We start from the raw sequence: 15,532 nt of genomic DNA, 5'->3' as shown, positions 1-15,532 counted from the left end.
TCTTCATGAGCCGAGTCCATAACCGCGCCCTGTCCGCTGCCGAACTGCAGTCCTTCGGCGACGAGCTCGATGCCATCCGCGCCCGCGTGCAGAGCCAGGTCGGCGCCGCCGATGCGCGTTACATCCGCCGCATCGTGGCGGCGGTGCGCTGGACCGGCGTGGCCGGTCGCGCGCTGCTGTTCCTGGGCGCGTTCGTGCACAGCGTGCTGATCCCGGCCTGGATCGCCGGCGTGGTGCTGCTGACCCTGTCCAAGATCCTGGAGAACATGGAGCTGGGCCACAACGTCATGCACGGCCAGTACGACTGGATGGGCGACCCGCAGCTCAACGGCAACACCTACGAGTGGGACATCGTTGCCACCGGCGACAACTGGCGCAAGACGCACAACTTCAAGCACCACACCTATACCAACGTGCGCGGCATGGACGACGACATCGGCTACGGCCTGCTGCGCATCTTCCCCGAACAGCGCTGGCGCCCGTTCTACCTGCTGCAGCCGTTCGTGGCGGTGTTCTTTGCGCTGCTGTTCGAATGGGGCGTGGCCATCCAGGACCTGCGCCTGGGCCGCTGGTTCGCCGGCAAGATGAAGGCGGCCGAATTGCGCGCCTCGTTCCTGCCGGTCGGCCGCAAGATGGGCCGCCAGATGCTCAAGGACTACATCGTGTTCCCGCTGCTGGCCGGCCCGTTCTTCCTGACCGTGCTGCTGGGCAACCTGGCCGCCAACGTGCTGCGCAGCATCTGGACCTTCGTGATCATCTTCTGCGGCCACTTCACCGCCGATGCGGAAGTGTTCCCGAAGGAGTCGATCCGCAACGAGTCGCGCGGCCACTGGTATCTGCGTCAGCTGCGGGGTTCCTCGAACCTCACCGGCGGCAAGCTGATGAACGTGCTGTCGGGCAATCTGAGCCACCAGATCGAGCATCACTTCTACCCGGACCTGCCGGCCAATCGCCACGCGCAGATTGCGGTCGAGGTGAAGCAGGTCTGTGCGCGCTACGGCCAGCACTACAACACCGGCTCGCTGCCGCGTCAGTTCGGCCAGGTGATGTGGCGGATCGTGCGGCACGCGTTCCCGAGCCGGCCCAAGCCGGTACGCCGCCAACGCGAAGGCGCCTTGCAGAGCGCCTGATCGAAAGGGCCGCCATTGGCGGCCCTTTTTTTTGGGTGCAGTCAGTCCCTGCCGGATCGCCACACGAGATTGCGCCTTGCCGGGTGCTCGGCATCGGTGCTTGCGGCAGGGGTGAACGCAAAGCGGTAGCGCCAGCTCGGGCAACACGCGTTCGGGCAATTTGAGCTTGCGTGCGGGCGAGATCAGTACCTGCGCTGCGATTCGAGCATGCCGTGCGCGCACAACGTTTATCGTGGTGCCTGGATCGCCGTGGCTGTTGGTCGACTTACGCGTCCTGACGGTCCAGGTCAGTGCAGGGCGCCGTCCCGGCGCCGGTCAGTGCGCAGCGCCACGCATTAGTGCGTGGTAGGCGATGAAGCCGGTAGCCGGCAGCGCGCGCGAGAACAGCCAGCCCTGCGCCAGATCCACGCCGTGCGCGCGCAGATAGTCCAGCTGCTCCTGCCGTTCCACGCCTTCGGCAATGGTGCGTAACTGCAGCGTCTTGGCCATGTCGATGATGTGCGAGGTCACCGCGCTGGTGGCCGAATGGGTGCCGATGGTATCCACGAACGACTTGTCGATCTTCAGCGCATCCAGCGGCAATCCCTGCAGGTACTGCAGGCTCGAGTACCCGGTGCCGAAGTCGTCGATCGACACCGTGTGGCCGGCACCGCGCAAATGGGTGATGGTGGTGCGTGCCGCTTCGATGTCCATCAGGCTGCGTTCGGTCGCCTCCACCCACAACTGCCCGCTGTCCACACTAGTGCCATGCAGCGCCTGGGCAAGCACGGTCTGCACACGGCCGCTCTTGATGTCCTCGGCAGAGACATTGATGGCCACGTGCAGGGAGGGGTCAGCCGCCAGGGTGGGGCCGAGGTCGCGGATGACTTCGGCCACCACCAGGTCGGTGATCGGCAGGATCAAGCCGCTTTCTTCTGCCAGCGGGATAAAGGCATCGGGCGGGATCAGCACGCCATCGGGTTGCTGCCAGCGTACCAGCGCCTCGGCACCGACGCAGGCGCCGGTGTCGAGCGCGATGATCGGCTGGTAATGCACGACGAACTCGTTGCGCTGGACGGCGATTTCCAGCCGTGCCAGCGGCGACAACCGCCGCCGCGACACCCAGATCACCAGGCTGACCAACAGCAGCGCCAGCGCAATGCCGACCGGCACCACCTGCAGCCGTGCGGCTGCCAGCGGCCCCCGTAGATAGGCCGCCGGCTCGGTGACGACCGCGGCCCAGTCGCCGCGGCGGTCGCGGCCTGACAACACCTGGGCATCTGCGCCGGTGCCGGAGGCGTCGGTCGGCGCTGCGATCAGCAGCCGCTCGGCGGCAGTGCCGGTACTGCTCAGTATCTGTCCGTCCGGTGTGCCGATCGCCAACTGCAGGCCGGGCGGCAGATTGATGTCGGTCAGCGTGGTCGGATTGATCAGGACGTTGTAGTCGCGCAGTTGCAGGGCCATCAGCGGGTGTTGCGGATTGGCCAGCGGACGCAGCCGCGTGGTGACCGCAATGCCACGCTTGACCACGAAGTCGGCAGCGGTGTGCGCAACCGCCTGCGGCGATGGCCCCCATGAGGTACAGCGCAACCGGCCCTGCTGCATGTAGCCGAGTTCGACGATGTAGTGACTGGCCAGTACCAGTGCGCGCATCTGCGCCAGATGCGACTGCGAGCAGGGCGGCAGCTGCGATGCGCCCATACTCAGGAGCGCGCCATGGGCCTCGTCGAAGGCAGTGTCGGTGCGCCGGATCGACAGCGCCGCGAGCTGCGCGAGTTTGCTCTCCTCGCGGTCCAGCGCCAGCCGCCATGCCAGATAGTAGGACAGGCTGATCGGAAGCATTGCGCCCAGCAATACCAGCAGCACGGTCAGACTGATGATGCGTTGACGCTTCACCTCACCACCCACATCTGCGTGGAGGGGTGCTCACGCACGACAGCCCGTGCAGAGCGACGCTGACGCGTATCGCCCCGCCACTGGCGCAGCATGCCGGTGCCGCACGCGGACGTGCCGCGCGAGGACGCTGGAGACAGTGACGGTGGACTGATGAGGCTGCACGTCGCGAATGTACGACAGACGCGCGGGTTGCGCGCGTCCGCGGAGCGAAGCAGACGTGATTTTCTGCAAACGACGATGCCGGCAGGTGTGGCAATCGGCCTCGTCAACGGATTCACGCGCCTGCACCAGGCGGCGCGCTAGGGTCGAAGTGTCTGTGCTCCCAAGCGGGAGCCACGGCGCCACCCGGCCCCGTGCAAGGCACTCTCCCTGGAGGAATCACCATGACAACGCAGAAAGAACGCGTCGGCGGCACCGATGCGGTGCCGATCTTCAAGATGCAGGAAACCACCCGCGATGGCGAGCTGACCAAGTACGTGGTCGGCGACACCGGCGTCGCCTTCGACAGCCTGGAAGGCGCGCAGGCTGCGGCCAAGGATCTGGGTGCGCTCGACGGTTGAGTCGGGCTGCAGTCCGGTCGCCAGTCGTCCAATATCAGATAGGCGAGGGGGGTAGGTCGAGGGTGCGGCGCCCTCACCGCTTGCGGGACACGCCGTGAATCCGTCCGTATAGGCTCCTTGGCGGCATTGATTCCGCCAAGGGTCCCGCAACCGGCGGGGGTCCCGCACTAGCGAGTTGGTCGGCCGCTTTCTCGAAAGCGTGTTGCTGAGCTTGCGGCGGGCAGACGAGACATTTGTCGGTTGCGTGTTGAACACCTGTGTGCTGCGCGGCTTGGGATGGGAAGCCGGGGGCACATGCAGTGATCCGACCAACCATGTGGGCGGGCAAGGGCCCTGCAGCCAGGCCGCAGATCAGCCGCTCTAGAGTTGGCCTGGCTCTACGGTCGAGCTATCCGCAACCCCAATCCCCAAAAACACAAGCCATTCGCTGGCCGAGGAAGCGTGCCCAGGCGAGAAACGTTGAAGGCTGCTTTGTCGGCTTGGCGTCGCTGTCAGGGAAGTGGCTGCTCGGTCAGTCGCCCGGTGTGCGGGGTGTGGATCAGCGGGGCCAGATCGAAGCCCTGCTCGCGCGCATGCGCCAGATAGGCCTGGGTGGTGTTTTCGTCCAGTTGCGGCAGCCTTGCCAGCAGCCACAGGTACTTGCGGTCGGGTCCGCCGACCAGCGCGGCGGTGTAGTCCGCATCGATGCGCATCACCCAGTAATCGCCTTTGGTGAACGGAATCCAGCGCAGGCCTTCGGGCAGGAAGGTGACCTCCAGTCGTGCATTGCTGTCGTCGATGGCGCGCGCCTGCCCGATCGCTTCTTCCAGCTCGCCCTCGGCGGTCAGGCAGCGGTTCTGCACCCGCACCGTGCCATCGTCCTGCAACGAATAGTGCGCCGACACATCGGTGCAATCGGCATCCTCGAAGCGAATCGGCAGCCGTGCGATTTCGTACCAGGTGCCCAGATAACGATTCAGATCCAGGGACGGGACGGTGACTAGGTCGGGAAGTCGGCTCATGGCGGCCTCTGCGCAATGGGAAGGCGGACGTTGTACGTGCATCGCCATGAAATGGATGTTGCGACGCTGGAGAGAGCGTGTGGACGTATCGGCGAATGCTGTGCCGCCGGATGGAAGCACGCGCACGCGCCCTGCCGACGAACCGGCAGCAGATAACCCTTCGATGGAGACAGCGATCGATCGCATTGCCGTCTGGAATTCCTTAGCGTCCTAATGAAACTGCGCGGCATCGTCGTACGGTGGACCACTGCCACCACGTTGAGACGTTTGGATCGGCGCTGCTACGCCGCGCTCGCCGTGCCGATGGCGCGATCCAGTTTGCGGTAACCGATGGCCTCGGTCAGATGCCGGGTGGCAATGGCCGCACTGCCGTCGAGATCGGCAATGGTGCGGGCCACGCGCAGGATGCGATGCATCGAGCGTGCGGAGAGCTGCAAGTGTTCGATGGCGCGTTCCAGCAGCACCTGATCGTCGCCTTCCAGGCGGCAGTGGTCATCAGTCTGTGCCTGATCCAGGTGAGCGTTGGGTGCGCCGGCACGCGCGAGTTGCCGTTGGCGTGCGGCGACCACGCGGGCACGCATGCTGGCGCTGTCTTCGCCGGGCTCGCCGCTACGCAAGGCCTGCGGAGGCAGTCGCGGCACTTCGACATGCAGGTCGATCCGGTCCAGCAACGGGCCGGAGATGCGGCTGCGATAGCGGCGGATGCTGTCGCTGCTGCAGCGGCAACGCCCGCTACCATCGCCGGCCCATCCGGACGTGCACACGTAAGCTCCCTAATGGACTATTCTCAAATCGCCTACGGGCGTAAGGCAATTTTGGGCGGCGGATCTGTCCATACCCCAAGTTTAATGATGGACGAATTAGAAATGCTCGCCGGTACCGAAGGACCTATTTTTCCGAGGTGTCGCGTTCGGACCTTTGGATTTTGCGTAATTTCTTGTTCGTTTGGGGAGCATGGGGTAAGTCCGCGAGCTCTTCGGGTTGTCTTAGCCGTACGTCCGGAGCATTGACCAATTTATGTGAGTGGCTATTTGTCTCGTGTTGTACATCGGGCTGAATTGGATCGGCTCTGAGTTGGCTGGTCCCTAGTGTGTGATAAAGCCTGGAAATTCTATCGCTGAGCCCCATGGTCAACGGCCCGTGCCGATAGCCTTCACACCAAGCGGACTCAGGCTGCGGCAGAAAGTGTCCGATGACCGATGAAGCAACGGCAATAGAACACCCTGGTGTGGGGTAGTGCCTTGTTAGGCGTGCCGCCTCGCGGCGCACCTCAATAGGCAAACGCTCATCGAGCGCGAGCTCAACCAAGAAGGCGCCGGCTTGAAAGAGATTGCGCGTACTTTCTTCGGCTGTCGTCATTGGGAATCCTAGGGGGAAGAGGTTTAGATCAAAAGGCCTGTGTTCAAGGCGAGATCGCGGTAATCGCGGTAGCTGCTTATCCTTTAGCTTGTTTGGGGAGGGGGGAGCGTCCAAAATTTCTCCCCAACTGGCGCGATTCTTGTCAGGAAAAGTTCCAGCAGTATTGGGCGGCGCCAATGGGCGTCAGGTAGGAAGCTGTACTCGTCATCAGCAAGGTCTCGGTGGGACTGCCTAGCCGCGAGCCAACGTCCTCGGCGTCTTAGATGGGTTTGTAGGGCGGCGTATGTCGCGTCTGTACCAAAGTGCCCTTGGGAAAACGTGGCGGCAGCGTGGCGCACGCTCAACCACGCAAGGTAGCGGCGTCTACCTACAGAATATGGTGCCCATTCTGCTCGGACCGACGATATGAGCGTTTGGACGTCGCCGCTGTCCAGTCGGTAGCGCTGTAAGAGACGAATAAGATACGCCTCGCTATCCCCGTCGGCTAGCAACCGCCAGAGGGCATTGCGAATTATTCCATCGTCCTCGGCTAAGCGAAGTTGTAATGCATCATCAAGAACTGCTTGGATTTCTGTGCTTGGCAGATCGATGTCACAGTAGCGCCAAGCAACAGGCTCGTAGAGGGCCCGGTGGGTTGCATTAGATGGCGACTTACAGCGTATCAGGATGCCAGCCTGCTCTAGGAATTGAAGCAACTGCTCAGTTAAGCAAGGGCGGGACGTGATTGGGTTTGGCTGTTGGGTGGCGAGGTGCAAGGCGCACCAAGCAGCAGTGCCCATCAATCCGACACGCTCGGAAGCACGCAACAGCGCGGTGCGAGAAGTTAAAAGAGTCGGTTGAGTCTGGACATGAGCCACGCATACCTCTGCGGTATCCGGCTCTTAGCGTATCAGGGGAAGGGGGTGGTTGCTACATGATTTTCATGTAATCAGTGGGTGGCGCATAGATTGCTGGTCGCATTCAGCAATCGCGACCATGGCAACTAAGACGATCTATGACGGGCAATACCGTGAGCTGATCTACCAGCTGCGTGCACGCCGTGAGCGATTGAGGCTTTCACAGAGTGATGTTGCCCGGCGGTTGAGCTGGCCACAACAACGCCTGTCGGCGATCGAAGCCGGCGCGCGTCGTCTGGATATCTTGGAGTTTGTTCTGCTCACGCGTGCTTTGGACATGAGTGTAGCTGCTTCCACCAGGCTGCTGTTCCCAAAAGAAGGTTAGTTGGCAGGCTCCCACGCGGCGCTTTTACCAATTCAACGCCTAACTGGAGGGCCGATCAGTTTACCGCGAGGGATGTCGGCTTAGAGTAGGTATAAGTTGCTGACGGCCTAACGTGAGAGGCTGTTTGTTATTGCGAGGCCAGCGACTCAGGGCTTTGCGCTGCTGCCGTTACGGCTAGAACTCTCTAAAATATAGGCGGCACTCTCGGAATGTCGCTGAATGCTGTGAGGATCCCTGCGGTGTTTTCTTACACCGCGACGAGTTCACGGCTGATGGTGCTTCCGGTCTTGTCATGACAATATTTCTCCGTCGTCCAGGCCACTTCACCCACCATGGTTGGGGGACGGAGGTCAGAGCCTCCACTCAAGCGCCGATGACCAGAGGCCTCGCATGCGAGGCCTCTGTTTTTGCGCCCCTGCTTGACCTCAGAGATGGCTGTGCTTGGTGCAAGCTGGGTCACGCAGACGGCCCGAATGGGAGTGAGCGATAGTAGATCTGGGAAATAGTCCGCGTGTGAAACCATCTAACTCCCTTTCATCTGCAAGAATACGTCGATGCCGTTCTCGCCCGCGATGAGCATCACCGCGGGTAATCCGTGCGCACCCAGCCTTGTGCAGAGATGTGACAGAAGGTCCTGATCTTGGATACTGGGAACTGCGTTCACGCCCTTGGGGTGCGAGTGCCAAGCACCTATCCAAAGGACCATACCGGTTGTTCGTCGCTGGGCCTCAGTGATGTCTTCCTGCACGCCGCAGCTACCGCACTGGAAGTCCGCCTCAGTTGAAACACTGTCTCTTGGCGCGGAACGGCCGTCCACGAGATGGATCGTATTGAGCTTGAAATCGACGACGCCCAGAAGGATTCCTCCGGTTTCGAGTGGAAGCGAGCTGGCTCGTTCCCCCAGGAGTTGTTCGCAGAGACCTTCGTCCCAGAGAATCTCCCAGTCTCCGACCTTTTTCGAAAAGGTTCGTCTGGCCGCTACCTCAATGTGAAGAATGCTGCCGTCGCTCGAAGACTCCCATACGTCGATACTTGCACCGGAAAGCATTGACCTATTCCTGATCTGCCTTGCAAGCAATGATGCACTTCGCAGCACCTGGTCGTAGCCCAGGACGACAGAGACATCGCGACAGCCCGCCCCACTTCGAAGTGGGCGACCCTTTGCTTCGAGATGCACAGCTCCCCAATCTTGCTGGATTATCGCCCTGTAGTACTGGGCCTCAAGCGAGGCGCCTCTGATTTCCTGCGCGCTGTCCTCAGCAATAAGCACGCAGCCATCTCCCGACGGCGTCAAAAAGGCCGCCATACCTCGAGGTAGGTCAGCTCCAGACCAAGCCCTAGTTACCTGGATGGTTGTTGATGCATCGATGAGGAGATCGCCCCGTTTCAAGCACGCGCGTACCGGCTCTGTATCAAGGTCCGAAGCTCGATTCTGCAACGCTTTCACGTCTGGGTCGGCAAACCCGAGCGTCCGCCGCGCGTGGCGTTTGGCAACTTCGACTTTTGGTAGCCCAACCTGATCTTGGGTGCCGACATGCCGGACGACGTTGTGCTGAGCCAGAACGTCGGGATCAATGTAGTCCCAGTGGCCCCATGCGGAGCGGGACCATATATCGATTAAGGCACTTCCCAGGGCGCCCACGCCTGCAATTACGCCGCGGAACTCACCGTCTTCAATTCCCGACCATCGCTTCGCCTCGTCTCGATCAAGACTGCGGCTGACGTCGATATGCAGTACCTCGATATCTTGCCAACCCTTCTCTGGCCACCTTGGTCCTTCTCCAAGTATAAGGACTGGCTGGACTGCATCGTTCTCTCCGTACCGGCCAAGTGCCTGTATTTTTAGCCCTAGCGCGACCAGGTCACAATCGATTCTGAAGCCCATCGAGTCGATGCTCACAACTTCACCGTCTCTTAGGCGCGGAAGACGAACGATCAAGATGATTCGTCCCTGCCCCGGCTGGACGTTGGCATTGCAGCATCGCCGGAAAGCCTCTTGAAGCGATTTAGCCAGTCCCGGCATCAGCGAGCTTCCCTTTGCTGCAAGCAGCTCTTCAAGACTGCCAAGCGTTGATGGCGGCGAAGAGAGTGGCAGGTGCGCGATTGGGGCGGCATCCATGATGAGTATGCGATGAGGCGCTCGTGCCGAAGACGCGGACGCGACAATGCGCGTGCGATATGTCACCCCGCGTTCCCATTCCCAAGCGTCCATCAGAGCAAGCTCCTTAGAAGGATCGCTCAAAGCCTCCGCGAAGTCCGGCGGAAGCATTAGGCACTGCCCAAGGCTGTAGAAGACGGGTTCCAAGCCGCGGTCGGCCTCATGAATCGTGCCATCTGCCGTCTTCTCCAACCAGGCTAGAAGGGTCTCGAGTAGCGCTTCTGGTGTGAACCTGTGTTCCGCAAGCTCCCAGTCTCCCTCCATGATGCAGAGCGACGGCGGCCCTTCGTTGCCCGTAGCGTACTGATGCAGCGCTTTCGGGAAGGTCTTCCTGAGGGGGCGAGCTTCGAATGGGAATCGAGCACCAGTGCGGTAAAGAAGTGCCATTCGTTCGATGCGGTGAATACCTGCATCGTTCCCAGGGGACACTGCACCATCACCAACATCGGCCACTATGATCTCTGCAATAAATGGGTCTTCAATGCGTCTTAGCTCGACAACATTGATATCCGCATGTGCATTGCAGGCCCTGAGGAGGGCTTGCATGCGGCCATCACGGAATGGAACAGCCTCATTTGTGGGGATGCTGTCCCCCCAGTCGAGAAAATCAGAAGTCACCGAGGGCTGCCTGCGCGCGGCGCGGCAGCGAGTGCCGCGACCGTAGAAGAGCCTGAGCCTGCCTTCCTAACTCGGACTGCGCCGAATGAGACCTGCAGATCCAGCGGAGCCTGCTCCCAGTATTGCGGATACTCTCCGGTGCACATGAATTTTCCACCTACAGCAGCCAGGATGCTCTCGTATTCCCTCTTAGCGCGAATGCATGGCGGATCATTTTTGTCATCCAGTATCCGCTTCGAGCTAGCCACAATCACGGCACCTGTCTTCGCCTGGCCTAGGGCAGCTCGCGCTTTAGCTGACACTTGGGCCTTCTCGCCTTTTTCTGACCAGCTATCCCATGAAAGTGAATGCCACGAGCAATGGTGCGGTGCCTGGAGAAGGTCGTACTGCAGCTCACCGCTCTTCCCATACTCAGCCCAGAGAAGCTCCCATACGTAAACCTCCGCATCACCGCCAGACAGGAACTTGCAGCGGGGGCGTCCGGCCTCGACGGATTCCAAGGCGAAGTTGATGACGATGCTGGAATTGTTCTTCTTCAGTTCCTCAACAATATCCGGGTCCTCGCAGAGGATGGGCGCGAGCAGCGTTGCCTCAAAGTAGGAGCTATTAGCTCCATTAATGCGGCTGAAGGTACTACCAGGCTTGATGACGATCGGGGCGAGATCGTCCGTCTTGCCGTCAACGTCCTCACCCATCAGAAGTACGCGCTCACCGTCCTTGTTCCCTAGACCATGGCGGTACTGCTTTACCCGCCGCTTTGCCTCGCGATTAAAGGCCAAGGCGTCGTCGCAGAGAACATGCTCCTTTGAACGCCGGCGGAAGACCAACGGAGACGACCAGATTTCCCGTATGACGATCCGCTTGTCCTTGTCAGCTTTCTTGTCATCAGGATAGTCCTCGATCGGACCCAGGTAGAAATGACGGGCCAGGCCGAGACAGTGGTCCTTGTCGGGGTGACTCAACATGAAGACGTCGACATAGGGCCGGCCAAGTCCATCCCGCTGCAGCCTAACCCGCAGATCCGAAGCCACATCACGTACCGAAGTGTCGTCAGCATCGTCCGCCGCAGCGCGGATGTTAACGTCAATCAGGATAGAACTGACCGCAGCATCTGCGAGACGGATCAGGGTCATGTCACCGCAGTCGACTGGGAAGAACGTGATGTTGCTCATTCGAGTTGTGCCTCATCGTGTTGACCACCCCGGTGGCCGTTGGACGTACTATACTACTAAAAACTACGAGGTCATAAAAAATAGTGGTAAGAGACGGAATTTCAACAATGCCTGGTAAATTCAATGACTTGAAAGCCATTTCTGGCCGCAAAGAACGTTGGGGGCAGGCCCGCCGGCTAGAGTTCATTGACTCCCGACTCTTGTGGGCGGGAAAGGTCAATCGTTCCGACCTCGTGGAGTTCTTCAAAATCTCGCCCCCTCAGGCAACGCTGGATTTTGCTGAATACGCTGCACGCGCGCCCCAGAACGCGAAGTACGACGCCAAGGAACGCGCGTACGTTGCAATGCCGACCTATACGCCAGTCTTCACCGAAGGATCGAGCGCCCGATATCTGGCAGAGCTGCATGCCATCACCACTGGCTTGCTGAGCCCCGATCTGAGCTTCTTAGGCAATCCGCCGCCCTCGGAGATCGTGAGCTTCCCGACCCGCCGGGTCGATGTCGGTCTCCTGCGGGAGACCTTGGTTGCAATTCAGTCCGCTAAGGCTCTGGAGATCACCTACCAGACCATGGCACGTGCAGAGCCTGATGTAAGGTGTGTCTCTCCCTTAGCATTAGCGTACGACGGGTTTCGATGGCACATCCGAGCCTACTGTCACCTGCGCAAGGACTACCGTGACTTCCTCTTCGCCCGAATCTTGATGGCGAAGCCATCTGGAAACGCTCAAGCCGCGATCGGTAGCGACGAACAATGGAACCGCATGATCGATGTCGAGATAGCCCCGAACCCCACGCTCTCTGAGGGCGCGCGGCGAGTTATTGAACTCGACTACGGCATGTCAGGCGGAAGATTGAAGTTGAGGTGCAGACAGGCAATGGGCTATTACCTGTTGGCACGCTTGGGTCTTAAGGAGCAAGAGAACGAATCCGCTAGATCGCAGCAGATCGTCCTCGCCAATCGGGCTGAACTGGCAGCCTACCTCCCCACCATTGTGCGTCCGGAGCGGTAGATGGAGGGGCGATCATGCTGAGCCAGGAGCAGCGGAACCTGGCTGAGTTCCCTCAATGGCCAGAACAGTTTGAACCAGACGTACACCGGCTACGCGGGCCACAACACTAGCGCCAAGGTACTGAAGACAGAAGACTGCCGCAACGGGACCGCGGACGAAGCCGAGATCAAAAACAGTGAGCGTGATGGGAGCCGCTACGGTCACCATGAGTGAGACTACTGCCAGATCCCGGAAAGTGAGATAGCGACGATTGGCATCAACGACCGCCTCATCTTTACGATGGTCGCGGTAGATCTTGTACCAAAGGCGTTGTTGGGCATCCGGGTCCGACGGAAGGGGCCCCCGTCGTGCCGCGACTGCGTCGGCGTCTATTCTCGAATCCTCTTTCAGGTGCCTCGAGAATGCCGAATAGCCAGGCAAGTGATACCTAGCTTTCCAGAAAACGAGCGCCGCCTTCAGGTCCGGTGACAGCACTGACGTCATCATGTACAGCATCGGGGGCGACAGCACTGTCGTCAGCCCACCGATGATCATTTTCGGCTGGGCGGCACCCCATCGCCAATCGGGGGTCAATACATATGTCAGCAACGCCATGTCGAAAGCTATAAAGGCTCCGATCCACTTCAGCAGTCCTCCTTTTGCAGACACTTCATTCTCCCCGTCGACTAGATTGGCAGGTGGTCGAGATTTTCTTTCCCCATTACATTATGCCCTCCTAGTAGGGGATGTACGTAAAGCGTCCGAGATCTTTGCCCCACGGTATGGCTTATGCCTCCGCCGTCAACCTCCGCCTACCCAGTCAACCTTTCTCGGAGTAGCCGACCGAGATGCGACGATGCCTGCGCGGGGCCGGGCGACTGCCTGGTAAGCGCCAGATTCCATGAAGCCATGGCCGGGGTTGTAGGGGCTGACTCCGATCAAGCGGTAGTCATACATATCGCTCGCCGCGTGCCAACTGGAGAAAGGCTCACTTTCAACGCAGTGCATCCTTAGTGTTTCGCAGCTTGAAACGACCGGGTCCCGATAGGTGGTGTTCGAGGACCAACTATACGTCTATGACCATACGGGCTCCGGTCGAAGACGGACGTACACTCATCTGACTTGATCCCATCTCCGCAATGTCGCGCCCGGAGTGGAGGGACCTCGATCTTGGATAGCCATCCAACATCTGCCAACATTCCCCCGATAGACAGGGAGGGTCCCATGGAACGAGTGATCGAGATCTACCACGACGGTGTCTTGGTTCGTCTGGTCGACGAAGCTGAAGTCGGTGTAAGAGACAACACATATACGGTTGTTGTGGGGGAGAACGGCGTTGGGAAAAGCCGGCTGCTGTCGGACATTGCTCGGGTACGGATCAGCGACTACAACCTAATGGCTGCTCGGCGCATTGACGCTCCGGTCTTTCCTGTGGTCATTGCAGCATCAACAAGTCCGTTCGACAAATTTCCTGCCCCGCCAAGGCGACTTGCGAAAGCACAGAAGAACTACCGCTATGTTGGAATGCGCGGTGAGGGTATGTACGGCGCTTCTTCCGCTGTATCGTTGCTGTCTTCCGCGGCTCGCGGGTTGCTATCGAAACTGTCCGAAACTCCACCTAGCTTGAACCTACTGGAGGTTCTGGATTCATTGAAGTTCTCTCCAGTGTTCAACTTTGTCTTAAAGCCGCAGTTTGAACGCTCGCGCGAGAATGAGACCTCAAGTCGTCACAGGGGTGACAGATCCTCCTTCACGTCTGGCGCTTACAGGTACAGCTTCGATACCCGCGTCGCATCCATCCTTGAGGCGACCGACAGCTTGCAAGCAGTACTGAGGGACCTCGACATCGCCTCTTCCCTTATGGATGCGCCTGGCGCGTTGCGCCTCACAGTTGATTTCCGAAGTAGCGTCGCGACTCTTGGCGGCACGGTGATAGAGTCCAGCCATCTTGGCGCAATTCTGAGGTTGTTCGAAGAGAACTTGCTTCGGCTGATGGACGTCGAGGTGGAGAAGTATGGACGACAGTCTTTCAGCCTTAAGCGAGCAAGCTCTGGTGAGCAGTGCTTGCTTGTGTTGATGCTCGGCGTCGCAGGGCACATTCAAGACCACTCTCTGATACTGATAGACGAGCCCGAAATCAGTCTCCACCCGGAGTGGCAGGAGCGCTTCATGGCGCTCCTGCAGTCCGCATTTTCGCATTACAGCGGTTGCCAGTTTGTGATTGCCACGCACTCGCCTCAGATCATCTCTAGGCTTAGTGGCCCCGGATCCTTCATCTGTCACCTACGCAAAAGGAAGCTCTATCCTGCGTCGCAGTTTCAACGCCGCTCCGCAGACTTCCAACTGGCGGAGCTCTTTGACGCACCCGGCATGATGAACGAGTACATCTCCAGGGTATGCTTCAATCTCATCGCCCAAGTGCGCGTCGGCCGCCCATTTACGCCCCAAATGAAGAGTGAGATCGACTGGCTGTTCGATGTGCGCTCGAAGCTTGACCCTAGCGACAAGCTAATAGCGTTGATCGACTCACTCTCGGCGCTTCTCAAGGAGGGGCGGTCTTGATTGACGAACCTGTTGTCTTTAGCGCGGATGCGCTCAATAGAATTGCCACCACGCGTGCTCATCCCGCATACGACCACACGATGTGGTCCGACGCAACTCTTGAGCCAGTCCGCGTCGAAGTCAGAGACCATTACCGACGCGTACAGCGCTTAGCGTGCGCTTACTGCCTCAACCTTCTGTCGATTAGATCGGCCATGGGCTCTCCCGTCGAACACATCGCCCCTAAGGCGATGTACCTCGGATACATGTTTGAGCCTCTCAACCTGTGCGTCTGCTGTCCTGACTGTAATGAGTACAAGAGCAACAGAGAGGTTCATGTTGATCCTCCCATTAAGGGTTACTTGCCTGTCGCTTATCCGAATGATCCAGAAAATTTTAGAATCGTGCATCCGCACTTTGATGAGTACTCACAGCACATTAGACGAGCGGGAATCCTCTATATACCGTTGAGCGAGAAAGGCAGCTACACCTTCTATGTCTGCCATCTCGGTCGCTATCTGAGCGAGCTAGGTATGACCGAAGAGCTATTTAACGACTTGAATGCCGTTATGCAGCGCCACCGGTTCCATGAGGGATAGCGCGTGCCCAGCTGTGCAGAAGTTGGACTCACTGGCGTTCGGAGGTATTTCAGCCTGTTCGGGCTGTGCGAGGTGCCGGATGTGGAATGGCCAGGCACACTCAGGTCAATAGCCAGCTCGGCTAGCTGGCTGCCCGACGGCAGCCAGCGTTGAACTTGCTGTTGGCGAGCCGTAAGCATCTCCAATTATTGCCCCTCCCGACACCGCCTTGGGGATACCCCTCTCTATGTTGGCGAGGAATGCCGAGTCGCCATCATCCGAGCGCGCCGGAGATGTGGCGTCACCCAGAACACCAGACACCCATTCTTT

General features: G+C 59.6%; 12 protein-coding genes and 1 pseudogene. 6 read left to right on the top strand and 7 right to left on the bottom strand.

Going from position 1 to position 15,532, the window contains the following annotated elements; genetic code table 11:
- Positions 1-5 precede the first annotated feature (5 nt).
- Positions 6-1,130, top strand: a complete 1,125-nt coding sequence (locus AC06DU_RS19325; RefSeq protein ID WP_478203036.1) for a fatty acid desaturase family protein — start codon at positions 6-8, stop codon at positions 1,128-1,130.
- Between the two features lie 315 nt (positions 1,131-1,445).
- On the opposite strand, the gene AC06DU_RS19320 is transcribed toward AC06DU_RS19325, so the two are convergent.
- Positions 1,446-3,005, bottom strand: a complete 1,560-nt coding sequence (locus tag AC06DU_RS19320) for an EAL domain-containing protein (RefSeq protein WP_102582067.1) — start codon at positions 3,003-3,005, stop codon at positions 1,446-1,448.
- A 383-nt stretch (positions 3,006-3,388) separates the two neighbouring features.
- Here AC06DU_RS19320 and AC06DU_RS19315 point away from each other — a divergent pair, with 383 nt between their 5' ends.
- Complete coding sequence (locus AC06DU_RS19315) at positions 3,389-3,565, top strand: hypothetical protein (RefSeq protein WP_046344854.1); 177 nt, start codon at positions 3,389-3,391, stop codon at positions 3,563-3,565.
- A 491-nt stretch (positions 3,566-4,056) separates the two neighbouring features.
- On the opposite strand, the gene AC06DU_RS19310 is transcribed toward AC06DU_RS19315, so the two are convergent.
- The 3 genes and pseudogenes from AC06DU_RS19310 to AC06DU_RS19300 all read right to left on the bottom strand — a co-directional run bounded on the left by AC06DU_RS19310 (position 4,057) and on the right by AC06DU_RS19300 (position 5,925).
- Positions 4,057-4,566 (bottom strand): lipocalin family protein, encoded by a 510-nt coding sequence (locus AC06DU_RS19310; RefSeq protein ID WP_065033484.1) that lies wholly within the window; start codon positions 4,564-4,566, stop codon positions 4,057-4,059.
- 281 nt (positions 4,567-4,847) lie between these two features.
- Positions 4,848-5,327 (bottom strand): annotated as a pseudogene (locus tag AC06DU_RS19305) (magnesium chelatase subunit ChlI family protein); the annotation flags it as partial.
- A gap of 127 nt (positions 5,328-5,454) precedes the next feature.
- Positions 5,455-5,925, bottom strand: coding sequence for a BPSL0761 family protein (locus AC06DU_RS19300; RefSeq protein WP_228607948.1), 471 nt, complete (start codon positions 5,923-5,925; stop codon positions 5,455-5,457).
- 975 nt (positions 5,926-6,900) lie between these two features.
- On the opposite strand from AC06DU_RS19300, the gene AC06DU_RS19295 reads away from it, so the two are divergent.
- Positions 6,901-7,146, top strand: a complete 246-nt coding sequence (locus AC06DU_RS19295; protein ID WP_045713812.1) for a helix-turn-helix domain-containing protein — start codon at positions 6,901-6,903, stop codon at positions 7,144-7,146.
- 523 nt (positions 7,147-7,669) lie between these two features.
- Here the strand turns inward: AC06DU_RS19295 and AC06DU_RS19290 are convergent.
- Both AC06DU_RS19290 and AC06DU_RS19285 read right to left on the bottom strand, forming a co-directional pair.
- Entirely contained in the window at positions 7,670-9,850 is a 2,181-nt protein-coding gene (locus AC06DU_RS19290) for a ThiF family adenylyltransferase (protein WP_228607946.1), read from the bottom strand.
- A gap of 68 nt (positions 9,851-9,918) precedes the next feature.
- Positions 9,919-11,094, bottom strand: coding sequence for a ComEC/Rec2 family competence protein (locus AC06DU_RS19285; protein ID WP_228607944.1), 1,176 nt, complete (start codon positions 11,092-11,094; stop codon positions 9,919-9,921).
- 107 nt (positions 11,095-11,201) lie between these two features.
- On the opposite strand from AC06DU_RS19285, the gene AC06DU_RS19280 reads away from it, so the two are divergent.
- Positions 11,202-12,104, top strand: coding sequence for a BrxR family transcriptional regulator (locus AC06DU_RS19280; RefSeq protein WP_228607943.1), 903 nt, complete (start codon positions 11,202-11,204; stop codon positions 12,102-12,104).
- A gap of 12 nt (positions 12,105-12,116) precedes the next feature.
- Here AC06DU_RS19280 and AC06DU_RS19275 read toward each other — a convergent pair whose 3' ends face one another.
- A complete protein-coding gene (locus AC06DU_RS19275) occupies positions 12,117-12,752 on the bottom strand; it encodes a hypothetical protein (RefSeq protein WP_228607941.1) in 636 nt (211 codons plus the stop codon).
- Positions 12,753-13,307: 555 nt separating this feature from the next.
- On the opposite strand from AC06DU_RS19275, the gene AC06DU_RS19270 reads away from it, so the two are divergent.
- Together AC06DU_RS19270 and AC06DU_RS19265 are read left to right on the top strand one after the other, a co-directional pair.
- The gene (locus tag AC06DU_RS19270) at positions 13,308-14,645 is read left to right on the top strand and encodes an AAA family ATPase (RefSeq protein WP_228607939.1); all 1,338 of its coding nucleotides are present in this window, start codon (positions 13,308-13,310) and stop codon (positions 14,643-14,645) included.
- Entirely contained in the window at positions 14,642-15,223 is a 582-nt protein-coding gene (locus tag AC06DU_RS19265; protein WP_228607937.1) for an HNH endonuclease family protein, read from the top strand. Before AC06DU_RS19270 ends, AC06DU_RS19265 begins: the two co-directional genes overlap by 4 nt.
- Positions 15,224-15,532 lie beyond the last annotated feature (309 nt).

The sequence above is a fragment of the Xanthomonas sp. NCPPB 3200 genome (assembly GCF_056393585.1).
This window is presented reverse-complemented; position numbering and strand designations above follow the sequence as displayed.